The sequence below is a fragment of the Akkermansia sp. JRP_AM1 genome, assembly GCF_049262625.1.
GTDB lineage: Bacteria > Verrucomicrobiota > Verrucomicrobiia > Verrucomicrobiales > Akkermansiaceae > Akkermansia > Akkermansia massiliensis.
In genome coordinates this window covers 2,557,741-2,583,433 of the sequence record NZ_CP118234.1, presented here as the reverse complement: position 1 = coordinate 2,583,433, position 25,693 = coordinate 2,557,741, and the positions used below count along the sequence as shown (strand labels likewise).

Annotated in this window: 25 protein-coding genes and 2 pseudogenes; 16 read left to right on the top strand and 11 right to left on the bottom strand. The window is 60.0% G+C overall.

The window, feature by feature from the left end:
* Positions 1–45: 45 nt before the first annotated feature.
* A pseudogene (locus PVA48_RS12465) lies at positions 46–1,691 on the top strand (fumarate hydratase).
* A 772-nt stretch (positions 1,692–2,463) separates the two neighbouring features.
* On the opposite strand, the gene PVA48_RS12460 reads toward PVA48_RS12465, so the two are convergent.
* Positions 2,464–2,925: a hypothetical protein gene (locus tag PVA48_RS12460; RefSeq protein ID WP_423231834.1), complete on the bottom strand. Its 462-nt coding sequence runs from the start codon at positions 2,923–2,925 to the stop codon at positions 2,464–2,466.
* 248 nt (positions 2,926–3,173) lie between these two features.
* Between PVA48_RS12460 and PVA48_RS12455 the strand changes: the two genes are divergently transcribed.
* Positions 3,174–3,626, top strand: coding sequence for a 6-pyruvoyl trahydropterin synthase family protein (locus PVA48_RS12455; RefSeq protein ID WP_022397378.1), 453 nt, complete (start codon positions 3,174–3,176; stop codon positions 3,624–3,626).
* A 133-nt stretch (positions 3,627–3,759) separates the two neighbouring features.
* On the opposite strand, the gene PVA48_RS12450 is transcribed toward PVA48_RS12455, so the two are convergent.
* The 3 genes from PVA48_RS12450 to ffh form a co-directional block, all read right to left on the bottom strand.
* Positions 3,760–4,518, bottom strand: coding sequence for a hypothetical protein (locus PVA48_RS12450; RefSeq protein ID WP_180971737.1), 759 nt, complete (start codon positions 4,516–4,518; stop codon positions 3,760–3,762).
* Positions 4,519–4,902: 384 nt separating this feature from the next.
* Positions 4,903–6,552, bottom strand: a complete 1,650-nt coding sequence (locus tag PVA48_RS12445) for a beta-N-acetylhexosaminidase (RefSeq protein WP_102728088.1) — start codon at positions 6,550–6,552, stop codon at positions 4,903–4,905.
* A gap of 230 nt (positions 6,553–6,782) precedes the next feature.
* The gene (ffh, locus tag PVA48_RS12440) at positions 6,783–8,222 is read right to left on the bottom strand and encodes a signal recognition particle protein (protein WP_102728087.1); all 1,440 of its coding nucleotides are present in this window, start codon (positions 8,220–8,222) and stop codon (positions 6,783–6,785) included.
* A gap of 111 nt (positions 8,223–8,333) precedes the next feature.
* Between ffh and nadA the strand changes: the two genes are divergently transcribed.
* From nadA to PVA48_RS12370, 14 genes and pseudogenes are all read left to right on the top strand, one after another.
* Positions 8,334–9,269, top strand: coding sequence for a quinolinate synthase NadA (gene nadA / locus PVA48_RS12435; protein ID WP_102721530.1), 936 nt, complete (start codon positions 8,334–8,336; stop codon positions 9,267–9,269).
* A 14-nt stretch (positions 9,270–9,283) separates the two neighbouring features.
* A complete protein-coding gene (locus PVA48_RS12430; RefSeq protein WP_423231833.1) occupies positions 9,284–9,760 on the top strand; it encodes a hypothetical protein in 477 nt (158 codons plus the stop codon).
* Positions 9,675–10,280: an SAM-dependent methyltransferase gene (locus PVA48_RS12425; RefSeq protein ID WP_309557161.1), complete on the top strand. Its 606-nt coding sequence runs from the start codon at positions 9,675–9,677 to the stop codon at positions 10,278–10,280. Before PVA48_RS12430 ends, PVA48_RS12425 begins: the two co-directional genes overlap by 86 nt.
* A 52-nt stretch (positions 10,281–10,332) precedes the next feature.
* Positions 10,333–10,584: a hypothetical protein gene (locus tag PVA48_RS12420; RefSeq protein WP_102721506.1), complete on the top strand. Its 252-nt coding sequence runs from the start codon at positions 10,333–10,335 to the stop codon at positions 10,582–10,584.
* 239 nt (positions 10,585–10,823) lie between these two features.
* Complete coding sequence (locus tag PVA48_RS12415) at positions 10,824–11,078, top strand: hypothetical protein (RefSeq protein ID WP_102721505.1); 255 nt, start codon at positions 10,824–10,826, stop codon at positions 11,076–11,078.
* A gap of 446 nt (positions 11,079–11,524) precedes the next feature.
* A pseudogene (gene nuoB, locus PVA48_RS12410) lies at positions 11,525–12,105 on the top strand (NADH-quinone oxidoreductase subunit NuoB).
* A 49-nt stretch (positions 12,106–12,154) separates the two neighbouring features.
* Complete coding sequence (locus tag PVA48_RS12405; protein WP_022397387.1) at positions 12,155–12,739, top strand: NADH-quinone oxidoreductase subunit C; 585 nt, start codon at positions 12,155–12,157, stop codon at positions 12,737–12,739.
* A 35-nt stretch (positions 12,740–12,774) separates the two neighbouring features.
* A complete protein-coding gene (locus PVA48_RS12400; protein WP_022397388.1) occupies positions 12,775–13,584 on the top strand; it encodes a hypothetical protein in 810 nt (269 codons plus the stop codon).
* Between the two features lie 8 nt (positions 13,585–13,592).
* The gene (locus PVA48_RS12395) at positions 13,593–13,892 is read left to right on the top strand and encodes a hypothetical protein (protein WP_102727091.1); all 300 of its coding nucleotides are present in this window, start codon (positions 13,593–13,595) and stop codon (positions 13,890–13,892) included.
* 127 nt (positions 13,893–14,019) lie between these two features.
* A complete protein-coding gene (locus tag PVA48_RS12390; protein ID WP_423231832.1) occupies positions 14,020–14,457 on the top strand; it encodes an AMP-binding protein in 438 nt (145 codons plus the stop codon).
* A complete protein-coding gene (locus tag PVA48_RS12385) occupies positions 14,397–15,029 on the top strand; it encodes a hypothetical protein (RefSeq protein WP_423231831.1) in 633 nt (210 codons plus the stop codon). Before PVA48_RS12390 ends, PVA48_RS12385 begins: the two co-directional genes overlap by 61 nt.
* A 301-nt stretch (positions 15,030–15,330) precedes the next feature.
* On the top strand, positions 15,331–16,590 hold the full coding sequence (locus tag PVA48_RS12380) for a hypothetical protein (protein WP_423231830.1): 1,260 nt from the start codon (positions 15,331–15,333) through the stop codon (positions 16,588–16,590).
* Positions 16,578–17,522: a hypothetical protein gene (locus tag PVA48_RS12375; RefSeq protein ID WP_423231829.1), complete on the top strand. Its 945-nt coding sequence runs from the start codon at positions 16,578–16,580 to the stop codon at positions 17,520–17,522. The genes PVA48_RS12380 and PVA48_RS12375 overlap by 13 nt, the downstream gene beginning before the upstream one ends.
* Complete coding sequence (locus PVA48_RS12370; protein ID WP_423231828.1) at positions 17,452–18,120, top strand: tetratricopeptide repeat protein; 669 nt, start codon at positions 17,452–17,454, stop codon at positions 18,118–18,120. Before PVA48_RS12375 ends, PVA48_RS12370 begins: the two co-directional genes overlap by 71 nt.
* A gap of 148 nt (positions 18,121–18,268) precedes the next feature.
* On the opposite strand, the gene PVA48_RS12365 is transcribed toward PVA48_RS12370, so the two are convergent.
* The 7 genes from PVA48_RS12365 to PVA48_RS12335 all read right to left on the bottom strand — a co-directional run bounded on the left by PVA48_RS12365 (position 18,269) and on the right by PVA48_RS12335 (position 25,692).
* Positions 18,269–20,077, bottom strand: coding sequence for a glycosyl hydrolase family 18 protein (locus PVA48_RS12365; RefSeq protein WP_423231827.1), 1,809 nt, complete (start codon positions 20,075–20,077; stop codon positions 18,269–18,271).
* Positions 20,074–21,306, bottom strand: coding sequence for a LamG domain-containing protein (locus PVA48_RS12360; RefSeq protein WP_423231826.1), 1,233 nt, complete (start codon positions 21,304–21,306; stop codon positions 20,074–20,076). Before PVA48_RS12360 ends, PVA48_RS12365 begins: the two co-directional genes overlap by 4 nt.
* Before the next feature lie 85 nt (positions 21,307–21,391).
* The gene (locus PVA48_RS12355) at positions 21,392–22,510 is read right to left on the bottom strand and encodes a replicative DNA helicase (RefSeq protein WP_330019949.1); all 1,119 of its coding nucleotides are present in this window, start codon (positions 22,508–22,510) and stop codon (positions 21,392–21,394) included.
* Positions 22,396–22,704 (bottom strand): DnaB-like helicase N-terminal domain-containing protein, encoded by a 309-nt coding sequence (locus PVA48_RS12350; RefSeq protein ID WP_423232529.1) that lies wholly within the window; start codon positions 22,702–22,704, stop codon positions 22,396–22,398. Before PVA48_RS12350 ends, PVA48_RS12355 begins: the two co-directional genes overlap by 115 nt.
* Before the next feature lie 102 nt (positions 22,705–22,806).
* Positions 22,807–23,544, bottom strand: a complete 738-nt coding sequence (locus PVA48_RS12345) for a glycosyltransferase family 2 protein (RefSeq protein WP_146019235.1) — start codon at positions 23,542–23,544, stop codon at positions 22,807–22,809.
* A gap of 5 nt (positions 23,545–23,549) precedes the next feature.
* Positions 23,550–24,947, bottom strand: coding sequence for a hypothetical protein (locus tag PVA48_RS12340; protein WP_102726881.1), 1,398 nt, complete (start codon positions 24,945–24,947; stop codon positions 23,550–23,552).
* 4 nt (positions 24,948–24,951) lie between these two features.
* Positions 24,952–25,692, bottom strand: coding sequence for a hypothetical protein (locus PVA48_RS12335; protein ID WP_102726882.1), 741 nt, complete (start codon positions 25,690–25,692; stop codon positions 24,952–24,954).
* Position 25,693 lies beyond the last annotated feature (1 nt).

Sequence of the window (25,693 nt, the reverse complement as noted above, 5' to 3'; positions counted from 1 at the left end):
TTTTGCTCGAACCGGGGGCGGCGCTCCGCTATATTGCCTCCCGTTATGGCAACACCGGATTTTCATTACCAGGATCCTTTTCCCATTGAAAAGGACGACACCCAGTACCGCCTCATCACGTCCGACTACGTGAGCGTGGGTGACTTTGAAGGACACCCCATGCTGAAGGTGGAACCAGAGGGCCTGCGCCTGCTGGCCGCGGAAGCCTTCCATGACGTGGCCTTTTTCCTGCGCCCCGCCCACCTGAAGCAGGTGGCCGCCATTCTGGACGACCCGGAAGCCAGCGCCAATGACAAGAGCGTGGCCCTGACGATGCTCCGCAACGCGGAAGTGGCTTCCGCCGGAATCCTGCCCTTCTGCCAGGACACGGGCACCGCCACCATCGTGGGCAAGAAGGGCCAGCAGGTCTGGACCGGCTGCGATGACTGCGAACAGCTTTCCCACGGCGTTTACGACGCCTACACCCAGAACAACCTGCGCTATTCCCAGACCGTGGCGCTGGACATGTATACGGAAAAGAACACCGGCACCAACCTGCCCGCCCAGATTGACATTGAAGCCGTGGAAGGCATGAAGTACTCCTTCCTCTTCGTCGCCAAGGGCGGCGGCTCCGCCAACAAGACCTACCTTTACCAGGAAACGAAGGCCCTGCTGAATCCGGCCACGCTGAAGAAGTTCCTGGTGGAGAAGATGAGCACGCTGGGCACGGCGGCCTGCCCGCCCTACCACATCGCCTTCGTCATCGGCGGCACATCCGCGGAAAAGTGCCTGAAAACCGTGAAGATGGCTTCCACCAAGTATTACGACAACCTTCCGACCACGGGCAACGAGTACGGACGCGCCTTCCGCGACCTGGAGCTGGAAAAGGAACTGCATGAGGAAGCCTGCAAGCTGGGCCTGGGCGCCCAGTTCGGCGGCAAGTGGTACGCGCTGGACGTGCGCGTCATCCGCCTGCCCCGCCACGAAGCCTCCTGCCCGGTGGGCCTGGGCGTCTCCTGCTCCGCGGACCGCAACGCGAAGGCCAAGATCACGCCGGAAGGCATCTTCATTGAACAGCTGGAAACCAATCCCGGACAGTACATTCCGGAAGCGCTGCGCATGACCTCCAGCGAGGCCGTCTCCATTGACCTGAACCGCCCGATGAAGGAAGTGCTGGCGGAACTGAGCAAGTACCCCGTCACCACGCGCCTGAGCCTGAACGGCACCATCATCGTGGCGCGCGACATCGCCCACGCCAAGCTGAAGGAACGCCTGGAAAAGGGTGAAGGCATGCCCCAGTACATGAAGGACCATCCCGTGTACTACGCGGGTCCGGCCAAGACCCGGAAGGGTATCCCTCCGGCTCCTTCGGCCCCACCACCGCGGGGCGCATGGATTCCTACGTGGACCTGTTCCAGGAAAACGGCGGCTCCATGATCATGATCGCCAAGGGCAACCGCAGCCAGCAGGTGACGGACGCCTGCCAGAAGCACGGCGGCTTTTACCTGGGTTCCATCGGCGGTCCCGCCGCCATCCTGGCCAAGAATAACATCAGGAAGGTGGAACTGCTGGAATACCCGGAACTGGGCATGGAAGCCATCTGGAAGATTGAGGTGGAGGACTTCCCCGCCTTCATTCTGGTGGACGACAAGGGCAACGATTTCTTCGCAAAGATCCGCGAAGGCTGGGCCTGCGCCGGCTGCGCCCATTAAGCCGCCCGGACAGAGCGCCGGATTTTTTCTCCCTGTTCCGCCATGCCGCGCGGAACAGGGATTTTTTATGGCCCCTTTACGGGAAAACTCGTTTCATCTCCCCTCCTTTTTCCCTTGAGCTTTTGGGTAGATTCTTCCGAATATCCCCGGCCTGCCGTTTCAAGCATTCATTAAATCCGGAAGGAGGAAGAAGCGCAGATATAAACAGGTGGAATCCGCCACCCGTTACAGGGAGAATCTCCAGCCTTTAAAAAACCGTTTGTAAGACATTGCCGGAAGTTTTTCCCGCTTGACTATTTATGGAAATTTTTCATAGTAGTTCCGGTTAGTATCATACAAATCACATTTACCTCTAATAAATCGCCCCGTCCTGCTGCTACAGGACGGGGCTTTTCGTTAGCTGAACATTACAATGAGTAACTCAATCAGCCTGGTTAGTATGATACAGTCATTCACATGGTACACCTCCTTTTCTTAATCCGGGATCAACCCGGCGCGGAGATTTTACAGAAAAACAATATTATTTCAAGATTTTCAATTTCAGCAAATTTCCCCGTCCCGGAGAGTATTCCTGTCTTTCCGCGCCATTCTCCCATGCCCGGGGCGGGCGTTTCAGGGAAAGAACGGCAATAGAGCACGTCCATTCCAACAACTCCGGAGATGGCCGCCAGGCTGGCAGGGCAACGCGGTTCCCCCATTGCAGCAAGCGCCACGGAAAAGCCCCCGTCCACGGGAAGGCCGGGGAACACGCCGGATACACAGTGCGCCCGCTTCACGCAAGCAGGGAATAAAGCAGCATCAGCGCCAGATTGGCGCCAGCGGCCAGCAACAGCCTGCCCGGCTTCAAATACCGTGCCTTTCCCAGGAAAACCGTCAGCACCGTAAAGACGGCATACAGGGATATCCACATCAGGAAGAATTCCGCCAGATTCCTTCCGTTCCCGAGACTGTCCAAGGGCATTTTCCAACCGGAAAACAGGAGGGGCAACACCGGAAGCACGGCATAAACGGCATATACCCAGTTCCTCACCACCGGCCTGAAGACGACTGTCAGCGGGTCCCGGCCAAAGAGGATATTCCTGGAATGGACGCTCTGCACCTTTTCCTTCCGCAGGGCGAAGGGGAGATAGAGGAGGAGAAGCATCGGCAGCAGAACAGGCCAGGCGTACCAGACCGTGGCCGCCCCCAGCATGAAGACGAAGAAGGCGGTAAAAATGATGGGAATGCCCGCCATGAGCAGGAAAAGGAGGCTTGTCCTGCGATCCGATTTTTCTCCCATTTTCAGGAAGGACCATGAGAGGTAGGCCATAGGGCAAGAGTCTGGTTTTCCGAAGGTTGCCAGAAATCACAGCCGCCCGCAAGGAAAAGCCGCCCACGGCCGGCAGAATCCGTTACGAACCCCGTTCCGCACACAGAGAACCGGACCGCAGGCAGACTCTGATTGGGATTGCCCCCCGCCCCTTCCCACGCTATCCTGCCTTCATGGCCTACCGAATCTGCAAATCCATTGAACTGGAAAGCGGGCACCTTCTGTCCAAGCACCCCGGCAACTGCAAATTCCCCCATGGCCATACGCGTTCCGTGGAGATGGTGTTCCGGGCGGATACGCTGGACGCCAACGACATGGTGGTGGATTTCAAGGCCATCAAGCAGATGATGGGGGATTTTCTACAGCAGTTTGACCATTCCCTGTGCGTGAATACGGATGACCCCAATTACGCCGCCTTCGTGGCCGCGTACGGGGAGCGCATCATTCCGTTTGACCGGGAGGACCCCACCAGCGAGGTAATGGCCCGCACCATTTTCAACTTCGCCCGGCATGCGCTGGAAAAGGCCAGGGAAGGTTCCGGCGAATACCCCGTGCGGGACTGCGTCACCCTGGAACGCGTGCGCGTGTGGGAGACCAGCAGTTCCTGGGCGGAATACGGAGAATAGAAGCGCGGGCTATTCCTTCCGCCACGCGTTCCGCCGGGAATGCCGTTTCAACCGCATTTCACGGTTCTCCTTTCAGGACGGTTACCCGGTTGCCGGGCAATTCCCCCGCATACGGTCTGCGGAGGCTTATCCCTTAAAAGGGGTTGAATGAGATCATGCGCTTCTGCGTCCAGTGCCCGTACGTAGAGGAATACACATCCGTAATTTCACGGGCCCATTCGTCAATGGTGCGCTGGTGGTGGGCGTATTTTTTAAAATCCTTGGTATCCACGCCCAGCAGGGCGCTGTGGTCTTCCTCGTAGTCCGCAAATTCGGAAACGATGCGTCCGTCCTCATCCCGCAGGCGTCCCGCCATGGCGATGTGGCCCTTTTTGATGAACCGCTTGACCAGGCCGCCCCCCTTGATGCCGCTCAACGCCGTGACAAAAATGCCGGCTTTGGCGTTCGTGGGCGTGATGGAGATGATGGCGAGCTCCAGCGTATAGGCCCCCCTGGTTCCCGGAGGCACCATCTCAAAGTGCGGATTTTCCGCAACTTCCTTTTCCATGCTGGCCGTGACGCTCTTCCGGAAGTATTCCGCCAGACGGTGCAGGGCATCAAATCCTTCCGCGGTATCCGGCCTCACATCCATGTGCACCGTATCCACCGGAACGACGGCCATCAGGACTTTTTTGCCGTCCACGCCGTTTACCTTGTCATTCCAGATTTTTTTATCATCAGCATTCCAGTAGGCATCAAACGGGATATGGGAGTCGCAATTTTTTACCTGATGAGTCACGAAGCCCGTCCGGGGCACATGCTTGAAGTTATTGGAGCAAGCCACTACCGCCATGCCGCCAAGCAGCACGAGCGCCATCAGGGAAGCGAGGAACAGGAACCGGTGTTTCTTCATAAACAGGCAATCAGCTAGAGTCATTTCATACATGACCCGGCATCCGCTGTCAATAAAACCCAGGAAACAAACCGCTCAAGACCGGAAACCGGAGCCTTCCTCGTTGAGGCGGCAGGAGAGGGAACGCAGATTTCCGGCATCCCCCCGGTCAGGAAGAAGGGAAACGGAAGGAAATTCCCCCCTCCCTGCATCCGGAAATATCCCGGCAGGGATGTTGACAAGGGTGGAAACTTTTTATCAGAAGCGCACGGGAGGAGACAGGGGCCTCCGGCCTGTTTTCCCTGTTACCGTTCGCGAGAACGGAGCCGTCCGGGAATGCTAAAAGGAAAAGGCGCGGCAGGTCCATGAAAACCCTTTTAAAGGAACGGCCACCCGGGAGGGGCCTTAATCCTCTTCATCCATGGGACGGTATTTCACGGCCAGTTTTTCCAGAAGCTTCAGGGCCAGGGCGGCACGGCTGCGGAAGGATTTATAGTCCCGCGGGTCGCAGTCGCTCCAGGCCCGTTCGGCCAGCGCCAGGGCGCGGGGCCACGCCATGTATTCCACCAGCCCCATGTCGTACAGGTATTCCGTCCAGATATTGGCCTGGAGGCCGCGCACCTTGGAGGCTTCCTCCGGGGACAGCTCCGGCAGTTCATAGCCGTACACCTGCCTGAGCGGTATGAGGCCCCCGATGGCCTTCGGTTCCGTGGGAGCAGAAGACTGGTAGTAGTCAAAGTAGAAGTGGGAGCACGGGGCCAGGATGACGGGATGCCCCTTTCTGGCCGCCGCCGCGGCAAAGTCATTGCCGCGCCATGCCATGACGAAGATGTGTTTGTCCGCCTCCAGTTCCCCTGCCTCATCCCAGACGATGGCGTCATAACCGTCTTTCCGCACGTAGTCCGCAATTTGCTGCAGGAAGTCCCGGCTCAGGGCCTTGAGATCCGTCTCGTTCAGGTCTTTCAAACGGTTCTGGCAGTACCTGCATTTTTTCCATGCTTCCGCGGATACCTCGTCATGGCCCAGATGAATGGGGGAGCCGGGCGGGAAGACGGCCTTGAGTTCATCCACCACGTCTTTTACGAAGCGGAGCGTTTCCGGACGCCCCATGCAGACGGCGTCCCGGCCTTTTTTCCCTTCCACGGGAAAGTCCACCCCGTCGCAGATCAAGTCCCCGTAGGCATGCATGGCCGCATAGGAATGGCCGGGAAGGTCTATTTCCGGCACAATGGTGACCTGGCGGCTGCGGGCATAGGCAATGATTTCCCTCATCTGCTCCCGGGTGTAAAAACCTCCGTAGGTGGCCTCCGGGTCATGCTCCTGAATGGCCAGCTTCACTTCCTGCCAGTTCCATTCTCCATTGGCCAGCGGCACGCGCCACGCGCTCATGGAGGTGAGAAGGGGGTATTTCCTGATTTCCATCCGCCAGCCGGGGCCGTCCGTCAGGTGCAGGTGAAGCCGGTTGAGCTTGAAGAGGGACATGGTGTCAATCATGCGCTTGACCTCCGCCATGGTGAAAAAGTGGCGGGATACGTCCAGCATGATGCCCCGCCATTCAAAACGGGGGACGTCCCTGATGGAGAAGACGGGCACGGAGAAACCGTCCTCCGTCCGGTTGGCATTCAGTACCTGCACCATGCTCTGCCACGCGTAGAAGAGGCCTGCGGACGCCCCCGCTTTCAGATGCAGCACGCCCCGGCCCCCCTGCCCGGCGTCCAGGCGCGCCTCATACCCTTCCCCGGTTCCCGCGGGGTTTCCTTCCACCGAACAAACCACGTCCGCCGAATCCCTGTCACGGGTCATGGAGAGGCCGGACAGGACGCCCTGGGCGTTAAGCACATTCAGGATGGCTTCCACTGCGGGAGCATCCTTTTCAGGAGCATAGACCGCCAGCCGCAGCGGAAGATGCGCCACGGCGGACCGGTCGGACGTGCATGCGGAAGGAGCGGGGAGCAACACATCCTCCGCCGGGAGCATTTCCGCCATGCCGGCGTTCAGGAACCCGGCCAGAGCCAGCCACGCCGCCATCCGGTAAAAACGCCCCTTATTCATCATTCCGGGAGTACGGGAAGCAGCATTCCGTTCTTTCAATAAAAGAGGAGCGCCGCAGGCCCCTGCGGGAACGGAAGATAAAGGCGGGCGGCGGTGATTTTTTTCCCAAGAACAGGACGTCCTGACGGATGTATTCATTTCAGCCGGCGCAAGGGTTTGCGGCGCTCCCCGCCCTTTCTTTAAAAAAGGCGCGGCCATGTTCGCCGCGCCCCGGGTTAAATCCGTTTTTGCGCCTATTTGCGACCGCCAAAGAGACCGCCCAGGCCTCCTCCAAGCCCACCAAGGCCTTTCAGGCCGCCAAGACCGCCGCCCATGCCGGGAAGGCCGGGCATCTTGCCCCCTTTCCCCTTCATGGCGCCCATCTGTTTCATCATGGCGCCCATCTTGCCCTTGCCGGACATCATCTTGCGCATTTCGGAAAAGTTCTTGATGAGCTTGTTCACCTCCATCAGGGAGCGGCCGCAGCCGGCGGCAATGCGGCGGCGGCGGGACGGGTTCAGCAGGTTGGGATTGCTCCTTTCCTTGGCCGTCATGGAGAGCACGATGGCTTCCATGTGCTTCATCCTCTTGGGATCTAGCGCGCCGTCCGGAAGCTGCTTCTTGATTTTGCCGAAGCCGGGGAGCAGGCTCAGCAGGCCTTCCAGCGGCCCCAGGTTCTGCATCATCTTCATCTGGTCCAGGAAGTCGTTAAAGTCAAATTTGCCGGACATCATGCGGTCCATGGATTTGGCCGCCTGTTCCTCGTCAATGCGGGCGGCGGCATGCTCCACCAGCCCCACGATGTCACCCATGCCCAGGATGCGGTCCGCCATGCGGCCGGGGACGAAGGGGCCGAACTGGTCCAGCTTTTCCCCCTCGCCGGAGAATTTGATGGGCTTGCCCGTCACGGAACGCATGGAGAGGGCAGCGCCCCCGCGGGCGTCCCCGTCCAGCTTGGTCAGGACGATGCCCGTGACGTTCACGGCCCGGTCAAAGGTCTGGGCCACGTTCACGGCCTGCTGGCCCGTGGCGGCGTCCACCACCAGAAGGGTTTCCCGCGGGGAGAGGAAGGCGTGCAGGTGGCGCAGCTCGTCAATCAGGGCTTCATCCACTTCCTGGCGGCCCGCCGTGTCAAAGATCATGACGGTCCCGTTCTGGGTCCGGGCCCATTCCAGGGCCTCACGCGCCACGGCCACCACGTCCCGGCTGCCGGGAGCGGGCTTGTACACGGGCACTTCTATCTGTTCCGCCAGCGTAGCCAGCTGGTCCACGGCGGCGGGGCGCACCAGGTCGCAGGCCACCAGCAGGGGGCGGCGCCCCTCGTTTTTCAGGCGCAGGGCCAGCTTCGCGCTGGTGGTGGTTTTGCCCGCGCCGTTCAGGCCCACTACCATGATTCTGGCGGGGTCCGTCAGGTCCAGTCCCACGGCGTCTCCGCCCAGCAGGGCGGCGATTTCATCACGGAAGATTTTGACGATCTGTTCCCCGGGCTTGATGGATTTGAGCACTTCCTGCCCCATGGCCCGCTCCTTCACGCGGCCGATGAATTCCCGGGCCACGCCAAATTCCACGTCCGCTTCCAGCAAGGCCAGCCGGATGTCCCGCAGGGCGTCCGCAATGTTCTTTTCAGAAATCTTGCCCAGGCCCCGCAGCTTCCGGAACGTGTTATCCAGTTTATCAGCTAAAAGTGAAAACATAATCGTATGATGCGCCAGACTGTGCCACATTTCCCGCCCCCCGTCAACAAGTGCGCCCTGCATGGGACATGATGCTTGACTTGCCGGGGGCTTCCCCCCATCTTTTCCCGCATGGCACCTTTTGACCTGAAAGAGGAAATTTTACGCCTGAAAAAAGAACGCAACGCCATCATTCTGGCGCACAGCTACCAGACCGGGGACATCCAGGACATGGCCGACTACGTGGGCGATTCCCTGGGGCTGGCCTACAAGGCGCAGCATACGGATTGCGACGTGATCGCCTTCTGCGGCGTCCATTTCATGGCGGAGACCGCCAAGATCCTCAATCCGGACAAAACCGTCATCCTGCCGGACGCGGACGCCGGCTGCTCCCTGGAAGCCTCCTGCGACGCCGGGGAACTGGAAGCCTTCCTGAAAGAGAACGCCGACAGGAATTATTACGTGGTGGCGTATGTGAACTGCTCCATCGGCGTGAAGGCTCTGGCGGACGTGATCGTCACCTCCGGGAACGCCGTGAAGATTGTCTCCCAGGCTCCGGAGGACCGTCCCATCCTGTTCGTGCCGGACCAGAACCTGGGCGCCTGGGTAGGCCGCCAGCTGGGACGCCCCATGGAGTTGTGGAACGGGGCCTGCCACGTGCACATGGAGTTTACGCGGGACCAGATTCTGGCCCTGAAGGAGAAGCACCCCGGCGCGCTGGTGGTGGCCCACCCGGAATGCACGGAGGCCGTGCGCCTGCTGGCTGACCACATCTGCTCCACGGAGAAGATGATTCCCTACTGCACGGAAAGCCCGGCTTCATCCTTCATCATCGTCACGGAATCCGGCATCCTGCACCGCCTGCGCAAGCTGGTGCCGGGCAAGGAGTTCATTCCCGCCCCCACGGAGCAGTGCTCCTGCAGCACCTGCCCGTACATGAAGATGAACACGCTGGAAAAACTGTACCTGGCTCTCCGGGACCTTTCCCCCGCCGTGGAACTGCCGGAAGACCTGCGCAAGAGGGCGGAAGCCCCGCTGCTGCGCATGCTGGAGCAGTCCAAATCCTGACCTGTTTCCCCCGCATGATACGCCTTTCCGACCACATCGCGGCCGCCGGCGGCTGGCTTTCCCTGGAAGCCTTCATGCAGCTGGCCCTGCACCACCCGCAGGAGGGGTATTACTCCACCGCCATTGAGAACATCGGGAGCCGCGGGGATTTTTCCACCACCCCCACGCTGTCCCCCATTCTGGCAAAGGCCGTCGCCGCACGCTGGAAGGAGGCCTGCGCCCGCTGCGGCAGGCGGCTGCCCCTGCTGGAGATAGGCGCCGGTTCCGGAGCCCTGGCCGTCAAGGTCCTGGAACAGCTGGGCTTCTGGAACCGCCTGAATACGGATTACGTGATTGTGGAGTCCCTCCCGGCTGCGCGAATTCCAGCACCTTCTGCTGGGGAGCCAGGCCAAGATTTACTCCACCATGGAAAAGGCGCTGAAGCACTGCGGCGGAAAAGCCTTCATTTTCTCCAACGAGCTGGTGGACGCCTTCCCGGCCCGCGTGTTTGAGTACACGGAAGAGGGCTGGCGGGAAGTGGGGCTTACCGTAAAGGACGGAGCCGTGCGGGAGGAACTGCGCCCCGTCCGTCAACAGCCGCTTTTTTCCCACATGCTGGAATATGATTCCCAGCCGGGGCAGCGTCTGGAGATTCACGATTCCTACGCGCGCTGGTTCACCGGGTGGCTGCCCCTCTGGAACATGGGCGTCATGACGGTCATCGACTACGGGGACGAAATGGAGCGGCTTTACTACCGCCGCCCCCAGGGTTCCCTGCGCGGGTATAAAAGCCACCAGGTGCTGACCGGGGAGGAACTGTACCGGCACCCCGGCCTCACGGACCTGACCTGCGACGTGAATTTTACGGACCTTCTGGAGCTTTCCCGCAACTGCCTGGGGGATACGGTCACCCTGATGACCCAGCGGGATTACCTGCTCCCCTACGCGGAGAACACGCCGCAGGACGCCTTCCTGACGGACGAACACGGCGCAGGAGGCCATTTCCACGTGCTGATCCAGGAACGGCTGTAATGTTCGTCATTCCTTTCCCGAATTTGCATCGTTAAACTTCCTGTGTGCCCCTATGTTCGATCTTTCCGATTTTTTGAAAGATATTTTATCCTCATTGATTGGACCTCCCGGGAGTGGCAGGGATGACGAACAATCCCGGAGGCGTCAATGGACGGGTATTATTCTCCTGGCAATCGTCATGGAATCTCTGCTCTTATGGATACATATGAACAGCATGGCGGCTCTTGTTCTCGGCATGGTCTTTGCCTTTTGGCTGATCGCTTATATTATTGTCCAATCCCTCCGGAATCATGACTATAAATAAAATTGCCGTGGTTATGCCTAGGGGAAGTTTAGATACGAAGGCCGGGAGGCCTTCGTTCCCAGGCGACCGCTTCTCATGCATGTCATTGGAATTGTCCCATCCCGGATTTCCTATCATGACCGCGCTTTTGGGAACAAGGGCCTCCCGGCCCTTGTAAATAAGTTAGTCCATAACATCCCGGCCTTCCGATAACAAAGCTCATCCACCAACTTCCTCCTTCCAACTCCTTTCACAAAACCATGTTTGACCTTCTTTCCTTTCTGCTGGATATCCCGTCCCTTCGAGCAGAGTTTTCCCCGCGCGCCAGACATGACGGGGAATCCCCGTACTGGCGTTTCATGGGCATCCTTCTTCTGGGAGCGGACCTGGCCGTGCTGTTGTTAGGAGACATCACGGAAAGCATGCCGGCTCTTTTAGCCACTATTGCCCTCAGCCTCTGGCTAGTCGCGCACCTTGTCATCCGCTCCTCCCGGCACAGGGATAACCGAGGATAAAGCATCCTCCCTCCTTCCCAAAAGCACCCTTCACGCCAACATTGCAGGGAAACCGGGTCTACCCTCTATTTCCACTTTCAGGGCAGTAAAAACATGATGCATTCATTCTCAAAGCATCCTGTATTTCCTTCCATGGGCCTGTCATAAAATTTTCTCCTTTTTGAACGCAAGCCCCCACCCGGGACTCTAACCTGCATCAGTAACAAACCGGGCGGCGGGAGGTAGAGAGACCGCCACCCATTATGGGGAGTTCTGAGTTTCATAGGTAATATAGTTGGATAAAAACCCGCACGGGGGAAACCCTGTGCGGGTTTATTCATCCCCGCTCCGGGGCACCCGGAAAACAGGGCCGGAACAGGCCGCAGAAAATCATGGCTGAACCAAATTAAGGCTTGAGAGTTGAAGGCATCTCGCTAATCTGGCTTCAGCAAGAATCATCTGTTATCATGGTCACCACGAACGAACCGAATGTTTACGAAACAGGAGTACTGGACTCCAACGCGGAAGGCAATTTTGTCTACACCACCCTGGACGCCGCCATCAACTGGATTCGTAAAAATTCCCTCTGGCCCATGCCGATGGGACTTTCCTGCTGCGCCATCGAGTTCATGGCCGTGGCCTGCTCCCGGTATGACCTTTCCCGCTTCGGTTCGGAAGTAACGCGCTTTTCCCCCGCCAGGCGGACGTGATGATCGTGGCCGGCACCGTCACCTACAAGATGGCCCTGGCCGTCCGCCGCATCTGGGACCAGATGCCGGAGCCCAAGTGGTGCATCGCCATGGGCGCGTGCGCCTCCACCGGCGGCATGTTCCGCTCCTATTCCGTGCTCCAGGGCGTGGACAAGATTATTCCCGTGGACGTTTACATTTCCGGCTGCCCTCCCCGCCCGGAGGCCATCCTGGAAGCCCTGCTTACCCTCCGCAAGAAGCTGGATACCCAGCAGCCCGCACGCACGTTCTTCAAGAAGGAGGAACCGCGCGAAGCCAACGCCCCCGTGCCGGTCGAGACGGAAATGCCTCTCGAATAAACCTTTTCCGACCGTTTTACTCCGTTCCATCTTTTACCATTTCTTCTCCATGCCTTCTCTAGAATCACAGATCAAGACCGCCGCAGACAACGCCCAGAACCGCTTTGGGAAAGACGTCATCACGGACCGCTACGAGTTCCGGGGCGACATCACGCTGACCGTCGCGCGCCATGCCGTGGCGGACGTAGTCCGCTGGCTGCGGGATTCCGCCGGATTTGACATGATGGTGAACCTCTGCTCCGTGGACAACATGGGGGAAAGCCCCCGCTTTGAAGTCAATTATACGCTGACGCAGGCGGAAACGGGCGTGAACCTGAGCCTCAAGACGAAGGTGGACGACGGAGAGGAAGTGCCCAGCGTCACGGAAATCTTCCAGTCCGCCAACTGGCACGAGCGTGAAGTATGGGACCTGATGGGCATCAAGTTCTCCGGCCACCCGGATTTGCGCCGCATTTTGATGTGGGAAGGCTATCCTTATTTCCCCCTGCGAAAGGATTTCCCCGTTCAGGGCGTACCTACTGAACTGCCGGGCGTCGCCTTTACGGAGGCGGCCCCCACCCAGGGAGCGCCGTTCGCCACGGAACAGGGCCGCTGCCCCAGCGCCTGCCGCGAACCCCGGTCCCATAAATTCTAGCCCATTTTCCAGCCCCGCAAGGCGGGGTCCCTCCCATGACCCGACTCCCCCTCATCCTGCCCGTATGTATCATCAGCCTGCTCAGCGGCTGCCAGGACGCCAACCCGGCAGAGCGGGAATGGAAGGACCAGTTATATAAAAACCTGGCGATCGTGGGAGCCAGAAACTGGATTGTCATTGCGGAGTCCTCCTTCCCGGCCTATACGGGAGCCGGCATCAAGACCATGGTCTCCGACAAGACGTCCGATGAAGTGCTTCTGGACGTGCTGAACATGCTGGAGGAGGAAGCCCACGTGGTGCCCCGCATCATGATCAGCTCGGAATTGCGCAGCGTTACGGAGGATTACGCCCCCGGCATCAAGCGCTACCGCAATAATATCAATAAAATGCTTCCGGGACGCCAGCATTTTGAATTGATGAGCCGCACGATCAATTCCCTGATCGAAGACGCCGCCAAGCAGTTCAACGTGCTGGTCATCAAGACCAAGACATCCCTCCCCTATTCCAACATTTACATTGAACTGGATTCCGGGTACTGGAATTCGGAATCGGAGACGGCGCTCCGCAAATCCCTGGAGGCCAAGGATGCGGTCAACCGCCGCGCGGCCCAGGACAGGGTGCTGGACGTGCCCCTTACGCCGGGAGCCGCCCCTGCGCCGCAGGACCGCAAGGAGAATCCCCCGGCGCCCGGCGCGCCCGCATCCACCCCCACGGACAACCTGCCGGAGCTTCCGCGGGAAAACCGCCAGCCGGCCTCCCCCGCCGGGAACCAGGCTCCCGGTGTGCCCCCGCCGCCCATCAAGGATCCGCTGGGAGGGAAAACCGCCATTGCCAGATTTTCATGAACCATCATATGGACAAGGCCACAGAAGAACGCCTCCGCGTGGAGGCATGGGTAGGGGACGCCATTCTGGCGCTGTACGTCAGGGAATGGATTCTGGCGGAGGAAGGAGCGATCAACGGAAAGCTTTTCATCGAATTCACCAGCAATGATTTCCTGCGCCGCACCGGCAACGCCACAGGCGTGGAAGCGGAAATAGGCCGCACCTTCAAGGCAGGAGGCCTGGAAGCGGCCTATGCCTGGATTGAGCATCATTTGAAGCCCCGCATGGAGGAACGCTGGCACACCCTGCGCAGAAAAGCCCTCCGGTAGCCTGCCGCCGCCATGTCCGCCTCCGGAACACCCCTGCCCTGGGACCGGGACAACGGCCCCTGCGTGATGGCGCCCCCATTTGAGGGATTGGGCGGAAGAGGCCGCCGCCTTCCTTTCCCGCCGGGGCATGGATGGGGTCACGGCCTTTGCCACGTCCGGTTCTTCCGGTTCGCCGCCCAAAGCCATTTTATTCACCCGGCGCGCCCTGGACGTCTGCGCGCGCGGAGCCCTGGAACACCTGCACGCGGAATGCGGGGACTGGTGCTGCCCCCTGCCCGTCTGGCACGTGGGGGGCGCCATGATTTACCTGCGCGCGGCCCTGGCCGGGACCGCCGTCCATGCGCTTCACGGCAGGTGGAATCCCCAGGCCTATGCGGACCTGATGAAAAGCTCCGGGGCCTGCTGGTCCTCCCTGGTTCCCACGCAGGTGGTGGACCTGGTCAATCTGCGCCTCCGCGCGCCTTCCACCGCCGGATGCATCATCGTAGGAGGGGGGCGCTGGACATGGAGACGGGCAGGAAAGCCCGCGCCCTCGGCTGGCCCGTGGTGCAGAGCTACGGCATGACGGAGTCCGGCTCCCAGCTTGCCACGGCTTTCCCCGGCGATCCGTACCACACGGACTGCCTTTCCCTGCTGCCCCACTGGGAGGCAAAGACGGATGAGGACGGCCTCCTGCGCTTCCAGGGGGAAGGCAAGCTGTGCGGCCGCCTGATGACGCAGCCTCATGGAGGTTTTCTGCTGGAACGGGTGGAGCCGCAGGAGTGGTGGAGTACCCGCGACCTGGTGCGCCTGGAGGGGCGTCTGCTGACCTTCCTGCGCCGGGCGGACAGGCTCGTCAAAGTCCTGGGGGAACTAGTGGACCCGGACGCCGTCCAGGACGCGCTGCGCCGCCGTGTTCCGGAGGCGGTAGTGGAGGCCGTTCCGCACCCGCGGGCCGGAATGGAGCTGGTCGCCTGCGGTCCCGCCGCTGTGCCGCTGGAACGAGCGTGCCGCGAATGGAATGCAGCTGCTCCCGGCCCCCAGCGCATCCGGGCCGTCATGGAAACGCCCATTCCCCTGACGGTGATGGGAAAACTGGACCGCCGCCAGCTGCGCGCGCTGCTGGAGGAATACCCGGAAAAACTGCGGGAGGTTTAGTGAGGCGCATCCTCCCGGGGCTCTTTTTTAAATAATCCGGACTGGATGGACTGGATGGACCGGATGGACGGAAGGGGCACAGGGGAGGCTTAATATCCCTTGTTTACTTTGTCCATTCCGCCTTTCCCGGCTATCATTATCCTTTGCCTTGGGAGCTGCCGCACACGTGCCCGGAGCCTCCCGTCACAGCTTCATTTGTCTTCTTTAAAAAAAGAACGTGACATCATCAATAATTAAACATTCAGGCACGTGAAAAACGCTTGTAGGGCAGAGGTTTTTCCTGTTAGAAAAGAGTTGATCCATGCGTGCCCGTCTTCTGCTTATTCCCTTTATTTTTTCCGTTCCGGTTCATGCCCAGGACGTTCCGTCCCAGGCAGGGGCAAATCCACCCGTGCAGGTGGAGCAAGTCCCGGTCCGGGACCTTTCCCAGCTGCCCATGGACGGCGGCTGGACGTACGGGGAATTGCTCGGCAAGGCTGCCGCGGGAGACTTCCGGGCCAACATGCTGGCCGGGGAGTACTGGATGGGGCTTTATTACCTGAACCGGGGGGACCTGCCGCTGGCCTGCCTGGAGCACATGCAGCATTTCTTCCGTGAAGCGGCCGCCAAATCCGGTCATCCGGCTCCCAAGCTCATGATGACGGACCCCTACGGGATTTTCGGGATTTTCAAGGCGCAGTCCATGCAGCCGGAGCACGCGGAATGGCTGGACGCCTGCCGCAAGCTGGCCGAGAAGGGAGACCTGGACGCCGTCACGGCGCTGTACACCGTTACGGACCTGCCGGAAGCCGAGTTGAAGCGCTACCTCGCCCCTCTGGAAAAGAAAGCCGCCTCCGGCGACCAGGACGCGCTTGCCCAGCTCGCCTTTATCAGGGTGGACTGGCTGAAGGAAGACCCCGGCAAGGTGCTTGAGTCCCTGGAGAAGCACCGGAAAAACGCCAAACCGGTTCTTCTGGCCCGGATGGGGGAACTGGCCCTTTCCCTGGGCGGGGGACCCTCCGGCAACGATCCGGACGGCAGGGAGTGGCGGAACATGGCCGTCCAGCCCCTTTCCCAGGCCGCGGAGAAGGGACACGCGGCAGCCATGCGCCTGCTGGCGGAGATGACGAAGGGTACTGCCGCGGAGCAGTCCGGAAAGCTTCTGGCGGAATTGCGCTCCAGGGGAGATTTGGAAACCCTGCTGGGCGACCTCTCCGGCTGCATGAAGGAGAAAAGGGGAACCGTGGACGGCTACCTGCTCCAGACCCTGTTTGACCAGGCCCGCAAGCTGGGCAGCAATAATGCCTATGCCTGGTACGCCCAGTTGGTTTCCGAAGCGAAGCCACCGCAGGAGCAGGAGCTGCGCAAGGCCGCCCTGGACCTGCTGGCCCTTCATGACGAACGGGGCATGCCCTTCCTGAAGGAACCGCTTTCCCTTCCCCAGAAAAAGCTCAACCAGCTTCCCCCTATGCCAAAACGCACAAGGAGCTGGAGCTGGCCTCCCAGCTTGGAGACGCGGATTCCAGCGTCCAGCTGGGCGAGCTGTGGAAGGAGGAACTGGCCAATACCATGGATTCCATAGGCAAAGCCCATGAAGCGCAGGAGAACATGCGCACGTGGTACAAGCAGGCGGCGGAAGAAGGACATCCCCTGGCCAAGCTGCGCCTGGCCCAGATGGAAAACCCGGATTTGATGGACAAGCCGGCCGCGGAACCCGCCAGAACGCTGCTGAACGACTGCCTGGCGAAAGCCGCCTCCGGGGACTTCATTACGCTGAGAGGCATTTCCGAATACGTCACGCCGGAACAGTGGGAGGAGCTGACCGCCAGCCTCCGCAAAAAAGCTCAGGAAGGGGACGCCCGCAGCCAGGCGGACCTGGCCTACCTGATGCTGTTCAGCTACAGGAGCGAGGAATCCGGCTATCCGGAAGCCCTGGCCTGGGCCCGGCTTTCCGCCGGACAGGGGGATCCCTGCGGCATGTACGTGCTGGGCCGCGCCCTTATTTACGAATTCGGCTTGGAAAAACGCATGGCGGAAGGGGATTCCTGGATGTTCCGGGGGGCCCTGAAGGGCCATGTGGACGCGGCGGACATGTGGAGCTCCAATAATGAAAACCTTCAGCCTTACAGCGCCATGATGCACGGCCTGGCGGCACGGGGCCACATTCCCTCCCTGCTCTTCCTCGCCAACCAGGCGGCCTATCCCCAGGATACGGCGGAAACGGCGGCGCAGAACGCCAGCCGGAATACCTCCCATTCCGCCTACCAGCAGGTCAAGCTGAGCTTGAATAGCGAGGAAGGAAACACCCCGCCGTGGCTCCGCAAGCCGGGGCAGAAGGATAACGCGGAAGATACGCTGACGGACGCCGGAGCCGTCCCCCCGGATGACGCCGTCCGGCAGGGAACGCCAGGCCCCTGCCCCGAAAACCATCAATCCGGAAGCCGTGAAGTTCTGGGAACAGGCCGTGGAACTCGGCAGCCTGACCGCCCTGGACGAATTGGCCAATTATTATGAAACCGTGGCCGGGAACGTGCAGGACCCTGCGGAACGGCAGCAGCTGCTGGCCTCCGCCATGACGGCGGCCACCGCGCTGGTGAAGAAGGAGGACGTGCGCGGCCTCAAGAGGCTGGCCCGGTATTACGAGCAGGGGATCGGCGTGCAGCCGAACAAGGAGCTTCACAAGGATTATGTGCTGAAAGCCGCCGCAACCAAAGACCCGGAAGCCCTGGTGGAAAAGGCGCGCCTGCTCATCAAGGGAGAGGATATGGAGCCGGACCCGAAAACGGCGATGGACATCCTGACCAAGCTGGAACAGAACCAGACGCATGCCGTGCCCGGCATGTATTTCCTGCTCGGCTACCTGCATGAGGAAGGGCTCGGCACTCCGCAGGATATGGCTCTGGCCTACCAGTTTTACATTAAGGGAGCGGAACAGGACGACGCCAAGTCCATGAACAACCTGGGCTCCATGTACGAACGCGGAACGGGCGTGGCCAAGGACCTGGCGGAAGCCAGGAAGTGGTATGAACAGGCGGCGGAGCTGGGGAATGAAGACGCCCGCGCCAATGTGGAGCGGGTGAAGGAAAAGATTAAGAAGAAGGCGGGGAAATAGGCTGCGCCTTTGCCCGGTGAATGCCCCGGAATGGGTTTGCGGGAGCAGGGAGCGCCGCAGGCCTCTGCGGCCGGCTGGGAATGAGGTGAGGAAAGCGAGCGCGATTCTTCAACGGGACATTCCCTGTTTTTAAGATGAGGAGGCCCATTCAAGGTTCGTGCATTCTGCCATGCGTGGCTGTTCGGGCCGCCCGCATGGGTATATGGCGCTCCCTGTTCCGGCCATGCCGTGCCGGGACGGATTTTGCTTTCCAAGGCGTAAGCAGGGGCGGAAAGGCACCTCCACAAGGAGGGCTGCTGAAGTTTTCCCGTGTCACTTTCAGGCGCAGGAAGCGCCGCTTCATGGCGCTGTCCTGCACGGGCTCCGCATCCCGGAATTCGGCAGACGTTTTTCCGGCGGTTTCCACTTCCCCCAGGGAAGTCCAGTTAACCAGGTCCGGGGAGACTTCCACTTCATGCTTTACCTCCGCCGCCTGAGGATTTACCGGCCACCGCAACACCAGATGCCTGCTTCCTTCAACGCCTTCTTCCACGGATACCTTCGTCACGCTTCCGCAGGGTTTCAGCGGGTCCAGGCCCGTGGCGTATTTCATCAGGTTGGTGACGCCGTCCCCGGCGGGAGCGGCATCCGCAGCCGTCCGGTCCGCCGTGGCGTCCGGCGGGAAGGAGTCCTGCACCCACTTGTCATAGCCCGCCAGGTCAGCCCCGGCCTGCGTGACGGTGACGGCGCATTCCTGCTTGTCGGAAGCGCGGAACACCACCGTTCCGGACCGTCCGGCGGCAGATTTGTTTTCCGACGCCGTCAGGATGACCGTGGTCCGGCCGATGCCGGAAGCGGCGGAAACGGAAATCCATTCCGGGGAGTCCGCCACCACCCAGCCCAGGGCTTCCTCTTCCATTTGAATTTCCACATCCACCGCCCCTCCTGCGGCGGGAACGGACGCCCCCACCCGGGACAAGCCGAACGGTGAAGCCGTGACGGGAAACGACGTGGAAGACACGTAGCGGTTGGCGGCGCGCAGGAGGGAATGGCGGTCAAAGTAGTTATTGCTTCCGGAAGCGTCCGCCACGTCCAGCCCCATGTCCCAGTACATGAAGCCGGCCAGCTTCTGGTCGCTGATGTATTTGGCTTTCTTTTTGACGGTGGTGACGCCGTTGTAATGGAGCGTCAGATTGAGGCCGGAATAGGAATAAACGGCCGTGTCATGATCGGGGTTGTCCGCTTCCGGACAGTTGGCGGCTATGTCCCTGTAGCCCTTGATGTAGTCCCCCGGCTTTTTGCCGTCAGGCAGCCCGGCGGTTCCGGGCGTTCCCTGGAATGGGGCGCTCAGGATGATTTTGTTGTCCGGAAAGCCCTGATTCCGGAATTTTCCGCAGGCGGAAACCATGCTGTTATAAGTATTCACGTCAATGGCCGGCCCGTAGTTCTGGAAGGTGAAGTAGTCCACATACTGCATGTACGCGGCGGGGAACCAGTAGGCGACGGTATGCAGGGAGATGGAAAAGAACATGTCCGGATTCGTCTCCCGGATGGCCTGGGCCAGTTGCCCGTAGTTGGTCCACTTTCCATCCCCCTGGTACAGCCATTCAAAGTCCAGGTCCACGCCGTCCAGCGGATATTTTTTCAACAGGTCCCTGATGCCGTCCGCAAACCTCTGGCGGGCGGCGGCAGCCGGCAGCATGGCGCTCCACGCGCCTCCGGCAATGCCCAGGCGGATGCGCATGCCTCCCACCCCTTCCGTCATGCTGCGCAGCGTGCGGACATGTTCCGCCCAGGAGGCGGTATCACGGCCGAAGACGTCGCTGTTCCCCCAGTGAGCCACGATGAGACGGTCATTCCAGTTGGGCTGTACTTCCGTGCCCAAACGGTTGACGGGCCGGGCCAGATGCCACACGCGCATGTCGTCTATTTTCCCCTTCAGGTTCCGGCCCACGACGGCATTCGGCGTGCCGTTCATTTCCCCGGCGGCGACCGCTGCCGTCTGCAGGGGGAACCGTTGACGTAAAAGATGCCCGTCCCCGCCGTGGAATTGCGGATGAAGGCCAGCCAGAAGTATTCATGAAGGGCTACGGCGGGCAGGTCCGCCTCCCAGGCAGCCGTGGAGCCCGCCTGCAGGCGCGCCTTGTAATGGCCGTCCGCCCACGCCAGCGTCATGGACACGCTGTCGTTTTCAAACAGGGTGACGTTCTGCTCCCCGGCGGATAGAGCCAGGTTCACTTCAATCGTGAACGCGTTGGCATTGCTGCCCGCCAGCAGTCCGTTGCCCACGTTCATATAAGCGTCTTCTCCGGTGAATTCCAGAACGTTCGTCCGCGCGCCGTCAGCGGGGAGAAGCTGCACGCCCCGGCTTTCCGTCACGTCGTTGTCCGGGTAGGAAAAGCTGATGTCCCCATTGGCGGCGGCGGAAGCGGCGCCGATGTAAATGATATCCGAGTTATTGATCATGTGGGGCCGGGACGGCCAGTTCCACATGATATGGCTTTCGCGGACGTATCCGGTCACCAACATGTAGCGGAAGGCGGCGTTGTCCGTGACGATGGAGAATTCCGTGCCGGACGGCGTCACCGCCTGGTACGGGCGGGTGAAGGAGCTGCCCGTTTTATCCGCGAATTCCGTCCACTTGGCGTCCCGGAAGTCTCCGTCCAGCCGCCACAGCCCCACCAGGCGGCCATACCTGGGGTGGGCCATGGGCAGCGGCCCCGTCAGGAAAAAGTCGTCCGCTCCGGTCCCCAGCTCCGCATTCCAGAACCGCAGTTCGTCCCGGGCGCCCTTGAACTGCGCAGCCAGCACCAGGCCTGTCCAGCCGTTTTTCATGGAGGCCAGGTAAGGCGCGGCAGGAGCGGTTCCCGCCAATGTTCCGTCCACATACAGGCTGACGTTTTCCGTTCCCAGGGCCACGGCCACATGGTGCCAGGTTCCGGCGGCGAAGGGCTGGCCGGAAGCCTCCACGGAGGCGGGAGTTTCCGCATTCCCGGATTCCAGATGCAGACGGCCTCCGTTCAGGGAGAGCGTGGAAGCCCCCAGGGAAAGAATAGCGCCGGAGGCGGCGTCCCCATCCGGCCTGACCCAAAGTTCGCAAGTCATTTCCCCCGTTCCGGTCCAGGCATCCGCAGGCACGGGAAGCGCCACCGGGGAGGAAAGAACGGTCAGCGCCCTGTTGTGGAGCACGCTGATGTGACCAAGCATAAATAGGCGAAAGGGTGAAACGGTAATTATCCGAAAGGGTCAACCCGGAAAATTTGAAAGGGTCAGGAGCGTGTTGTGACACGTGTCACTGCTTGGTGGAAGGGGACGGCTCACGGGTGGAGAAGCGCATGAGTTCCGCTTCAAAGTGGAGCGGTATGTCCCCGGTGGGGCCGTTGCGGTTTTTGGCGAGGTGAAGGCTGGCCTGTCCTGCCAGTTGTTGCCGCTGGGCCTCGTCGTCCGCGTAGTAGTCAGAACGGTAAAGCAAGCCTATCATGTCCGCGTCCTGCTCAATGGAACCGGACTCGCGCAGGTCAGACATGCGGGGAATCCCCACGCTATTTCCGGTGCGCGTTTCCGGTCCCCGGTTAAGCTGGGCCAGGACGATGACCGGAACCTTGAGTTCCTTCGCCAGGGCTTTCAGTCCCGCGGAGATTTCCGCGACTTCGCGTTCCCGGCTGTTGGCGGCTTGCTTAGACGTGGACCGCATCAGTTGCAAGTAGTCTACGCCAATCGCGGCAAGGCCCCCCAGGTCCCGCATGACGCGGCGGGCCTTGGCCCGTAGCTCGTTGATGGAAATGGCCGCTGTATCGTCAATGACCAGCTGGGCCGCCCCAAGGTCCGATACGGCCCGCTTGAAATGCTGCATTTCCAACTGGGTGAGAGTACCGCGCCGGACAATCTCCCCGCGGCGGACGCCGGAACGGGCGAAAAGAAGACGCTCCGCAATCTGCACGGCGGGCATTTCGCACGAGAAAAGCAAGGTTGGCTTCTTCTTGTTCAGGGCGATATGCTCTACGATATTAAGAAGAAAAGAAGTCTTCCCCATGGAAGGCCGGGCCGCAATGACGAACATGTCCCCAGGCTTGAGGCCGTTGCTCTTGCGGTCCAGTTGGTCAAACCCAGTGGAAAGCCCCTGAATCTGCCCCTTGCTGGCAATGAACTGTTCAAAGTTGGTGACGGCCTCCTTGACGATGGAAGCCAGACTTTGGCCGTCCGCGTGATTCTTGGCCCGCTCCCGGATTTGAAAGATATGAGTCTCCACGGCATCCAGGAGGGCCGCCACGTCCTCCGGATTGTCGAAGGCCTGCGTCATGGACTTGGTGGAAGCGTCAATAATGGACCGCAAGAGGGACTTATCGCGCAGGGCGCGGAGATAATGCTCAAAATAGGCCCCGGTGGTGGTGAACGTGTAAATGTCCGCCAAGCCTGCGCTCCCCCCACGGCGTCCAACTGGCGCATGTCCGCAAGAGCTTGCGTTATGGAAATAATATCCAGGGGCAAATTGGCGTTGTACCGGGCGAGGAACAACCGCCACAGTAACTGGTGGGCCGGGATGTAGAAAAAATCCTCCGTCACGCCGAACGTGACGGCCTGGGGCATGTAAGTCGCCGGGTCCATGACCAGCAAGGCCAGGACGCCCTTTTCCGGGCCGGGGGCCTGGGGAATGTCCCTGCACCCGGCAAGAACCGCGGAGGAAGGATCGTGAAAGGAAGTCATGAATCAGTAGCGGCGAAGGGTTGGCGGAAGGTCCGCGGCGGCCCGGCGGAGGTTGGACATGACCGTCGCGCGGGCAAGGGAAGGAAACGGGGAATAACAGGGGTTGCCCGTCGTGACCACGTCATAGCGTCGGGCGTAGGTGGTTGCTTGGGCCTTGCCCCCGCATCCCCACCGCCATGCGGTAAACAGGCCGTCCCACCGCTCCGGCGTCCACGGGTAGTACATCTTGCTACCGTCGTAGTGGTCCAGGATGTAGCGGCCTATCGTAATATCCTCCGGACAAATAGGAGAAAGCGGGGCGTCCTGCATGATGGCGGAAAGCTCCCTGGCGATATGGCCCCGGAGGGCGTAGCAACAACCGTAGGCGGCTTGCCGCTCGTCCCCGCATGCGGAAAAAGGAATCTCCGGATTGGTCAGCATGGGCTGAAGCCAGGAGCGGCCAATAAGGGCCGTATCCGGGTCAACCTTGAGGACAATATCATCATCCGCCGCCTCATTGGACAAAAGCGCAAGAATCCCCCTGACGGCCTCCGGGCCGTTGAGGTTGCGCCCGCGGTCAAAATCCGTCGTGACAATGTCCGCACCATAAGAACAGGCGTCCCGGTACTGCTCCGGCATGGGTGAGTTGGAATCATCAGCGACAATGACGCGCGCCTCCGGGAACGTCCGACTGGCACACGCTACACACTCCACGGCCTCCGGGCCGTTGCCCGCATAGGTAGGTATATATATAGTAGTCATAAATCTTACTCGGCGGGGCCAGGAGCGAAAAACGTGGCGGCGTCAAAAATGCAGTAGACGGCCCCCAGCGCATACTGCTTAACGGAACCGTCAGCCGCCACATCAGCCAGATGAAAGGCGTATTGCCCGCGGATGCCCGTTGCCTCCGTGGACAGGATAAACGGCGTCAGTGTGGCCGTGCTCGGTTGTTCCGGGGCCAGCCACGCACCCTCGAAAACGCCCCACACGTCAAATTGCACGACAAGCCAAACGGCCCCGGAAGTGGCGGAATGAGTAACCCAGCCGTCAGCGTCTCCCTCCAATGCGGACGTGCAGAAACGCCCCTGGAAGTAAACGTGGCCGGGCCGGACTTTTACCGCCGTAATTTTGCCAGTGTCGTCTTTTTCGACTTTGACGCGGAATCCTTCGTTGCCGTCTTCCGGCTTGGCCTCCTGCACGTCGCTCTTGGCAAGCTCACAGAACACGGAACCCAGGATGAACTGGCGCACATTGACGAACGAGGCGGGGTTGCCGTCATCCTGGAAAGGCTCCGCGCACGTGCTGATCGTCGCCAACTTGAAGCTATAGGAAACGCTTTTTTGTTTTTCCCCGTCCTTGTCCAAGCCGTCCGCTCTAAGCGGGGTTTCCTCGCCCTTGGAAGTTGCCAAGGAAAAACTTTTATAATTACCGTCCCCATCACATTTGACATTGAGCCAGATGTCCCCCTCCTTGGCAGGAGCAATTTCCCAATTTGCCGAGGCCTCCGAAACAAGCTTGCCGAACGCATAAATGTTGCCGCGCCGCAAGTATGCGGCGGACGGGCCACCGTCCTTATTAGCCACGGCCAGCACACGCCACCCCTCGTTACGGGAGCCATTGGCGTAAGTAATGCACCCGGTCAAGTAAGACTCATACGTGATGTCATCAATAGACGCCCCAGACCCGGAATTGGCACCAACGAACTTACCCAAGACCAACCGCACAAACCGTCCTCCGGGCTGTGAATCTCTCGTGGAAATAGTGGCGGATGTGATACAGTCGTGGCTACTGTCTCCCCACACCAAATCAAGATAGACCTTTTTGTTTTTTTCAGCTTTTAAGGAAGGATAAGGGACAACGTCCATCTTGACGCTGTTTATCCTGGGAATGATGATCCGTGTACCACCCGCGTGGACCTCCAGAATCCTACCAGGATTGAAATAGGCCGTCCAGGTTTGCCCCTCCTTGGTCATGGAGCGTAAGGAAAAGCCGCCCTTGTTGTCTGCATACCGCCCGCCTGTCCAGCGTCCAGAATTAGGGACAGAAGGAAGCATCGTCTGAAAATCGGACGACCTGTTTAGCGCGTCCTGGATGGCATCGACACTGTTATTCCAATTGGCCGCCGTCAGAACAGTGCCCTTAACCTTGTGGGGGAGTTGATACATAAGGCTATTTTCCGTAGATTTCTGAATCCCAATTGCCGCCAATGTAGGTAATTTGCGTGACCGTCTTGCCGTTGCGGCGAGTAACACCCCCACCCGCGCAAAGCCAGACCTGACCCTCCGGCAAGTTGGGCAATCCAGCACGGGAACTAATTTTCCCGGAATCGGAAATATCCACCTTGCTGGGGATGGTCAGACGACACTGGGTATAGGCAGCCTTGTAGTGGGTCTGCCCGCGCAAAATTTTAGAAAGTAGGGAGGGAGGCACTTTGCCGTTAAGCTTATCTGTCAAGCTGACGCCTTTTTCATCAGACAACTGACCTCCCATCAGGGCGCACAGGTCTTTCAGGGTGGTGTTGTCCAGGGCATCCACTTCCCCCTTGTAAAGTTTGCATTGCGTGATCGGTTCGTCGACCAGGGCCACGGTGATTTCACTTTCCCGGCCGTCAAATTCAAAAGTGGGGTCATCAGGATTATCCGGATTGTCCGGGTCAGGCGGCTCTTCCCGCGTGGCTGAATAAGTCAAAGTAACAAAATCAATCTTGTTGCTTTCGTGGGTTTCGATGCTGATGTCTGTCAGGGGTAATCCTTGCTTGATGGAATGGATGCGTGGAACTAATGAACGAGCCTCACCCTTAGGACACTTAAAATACTCCTTGAGAGATTGGGTGTCATAAGTCTCATTGTATTGGGACGGCTTCCACCATGTCAGCACGCCTGACGGGATACCTAAAATGTCATTGTTCATA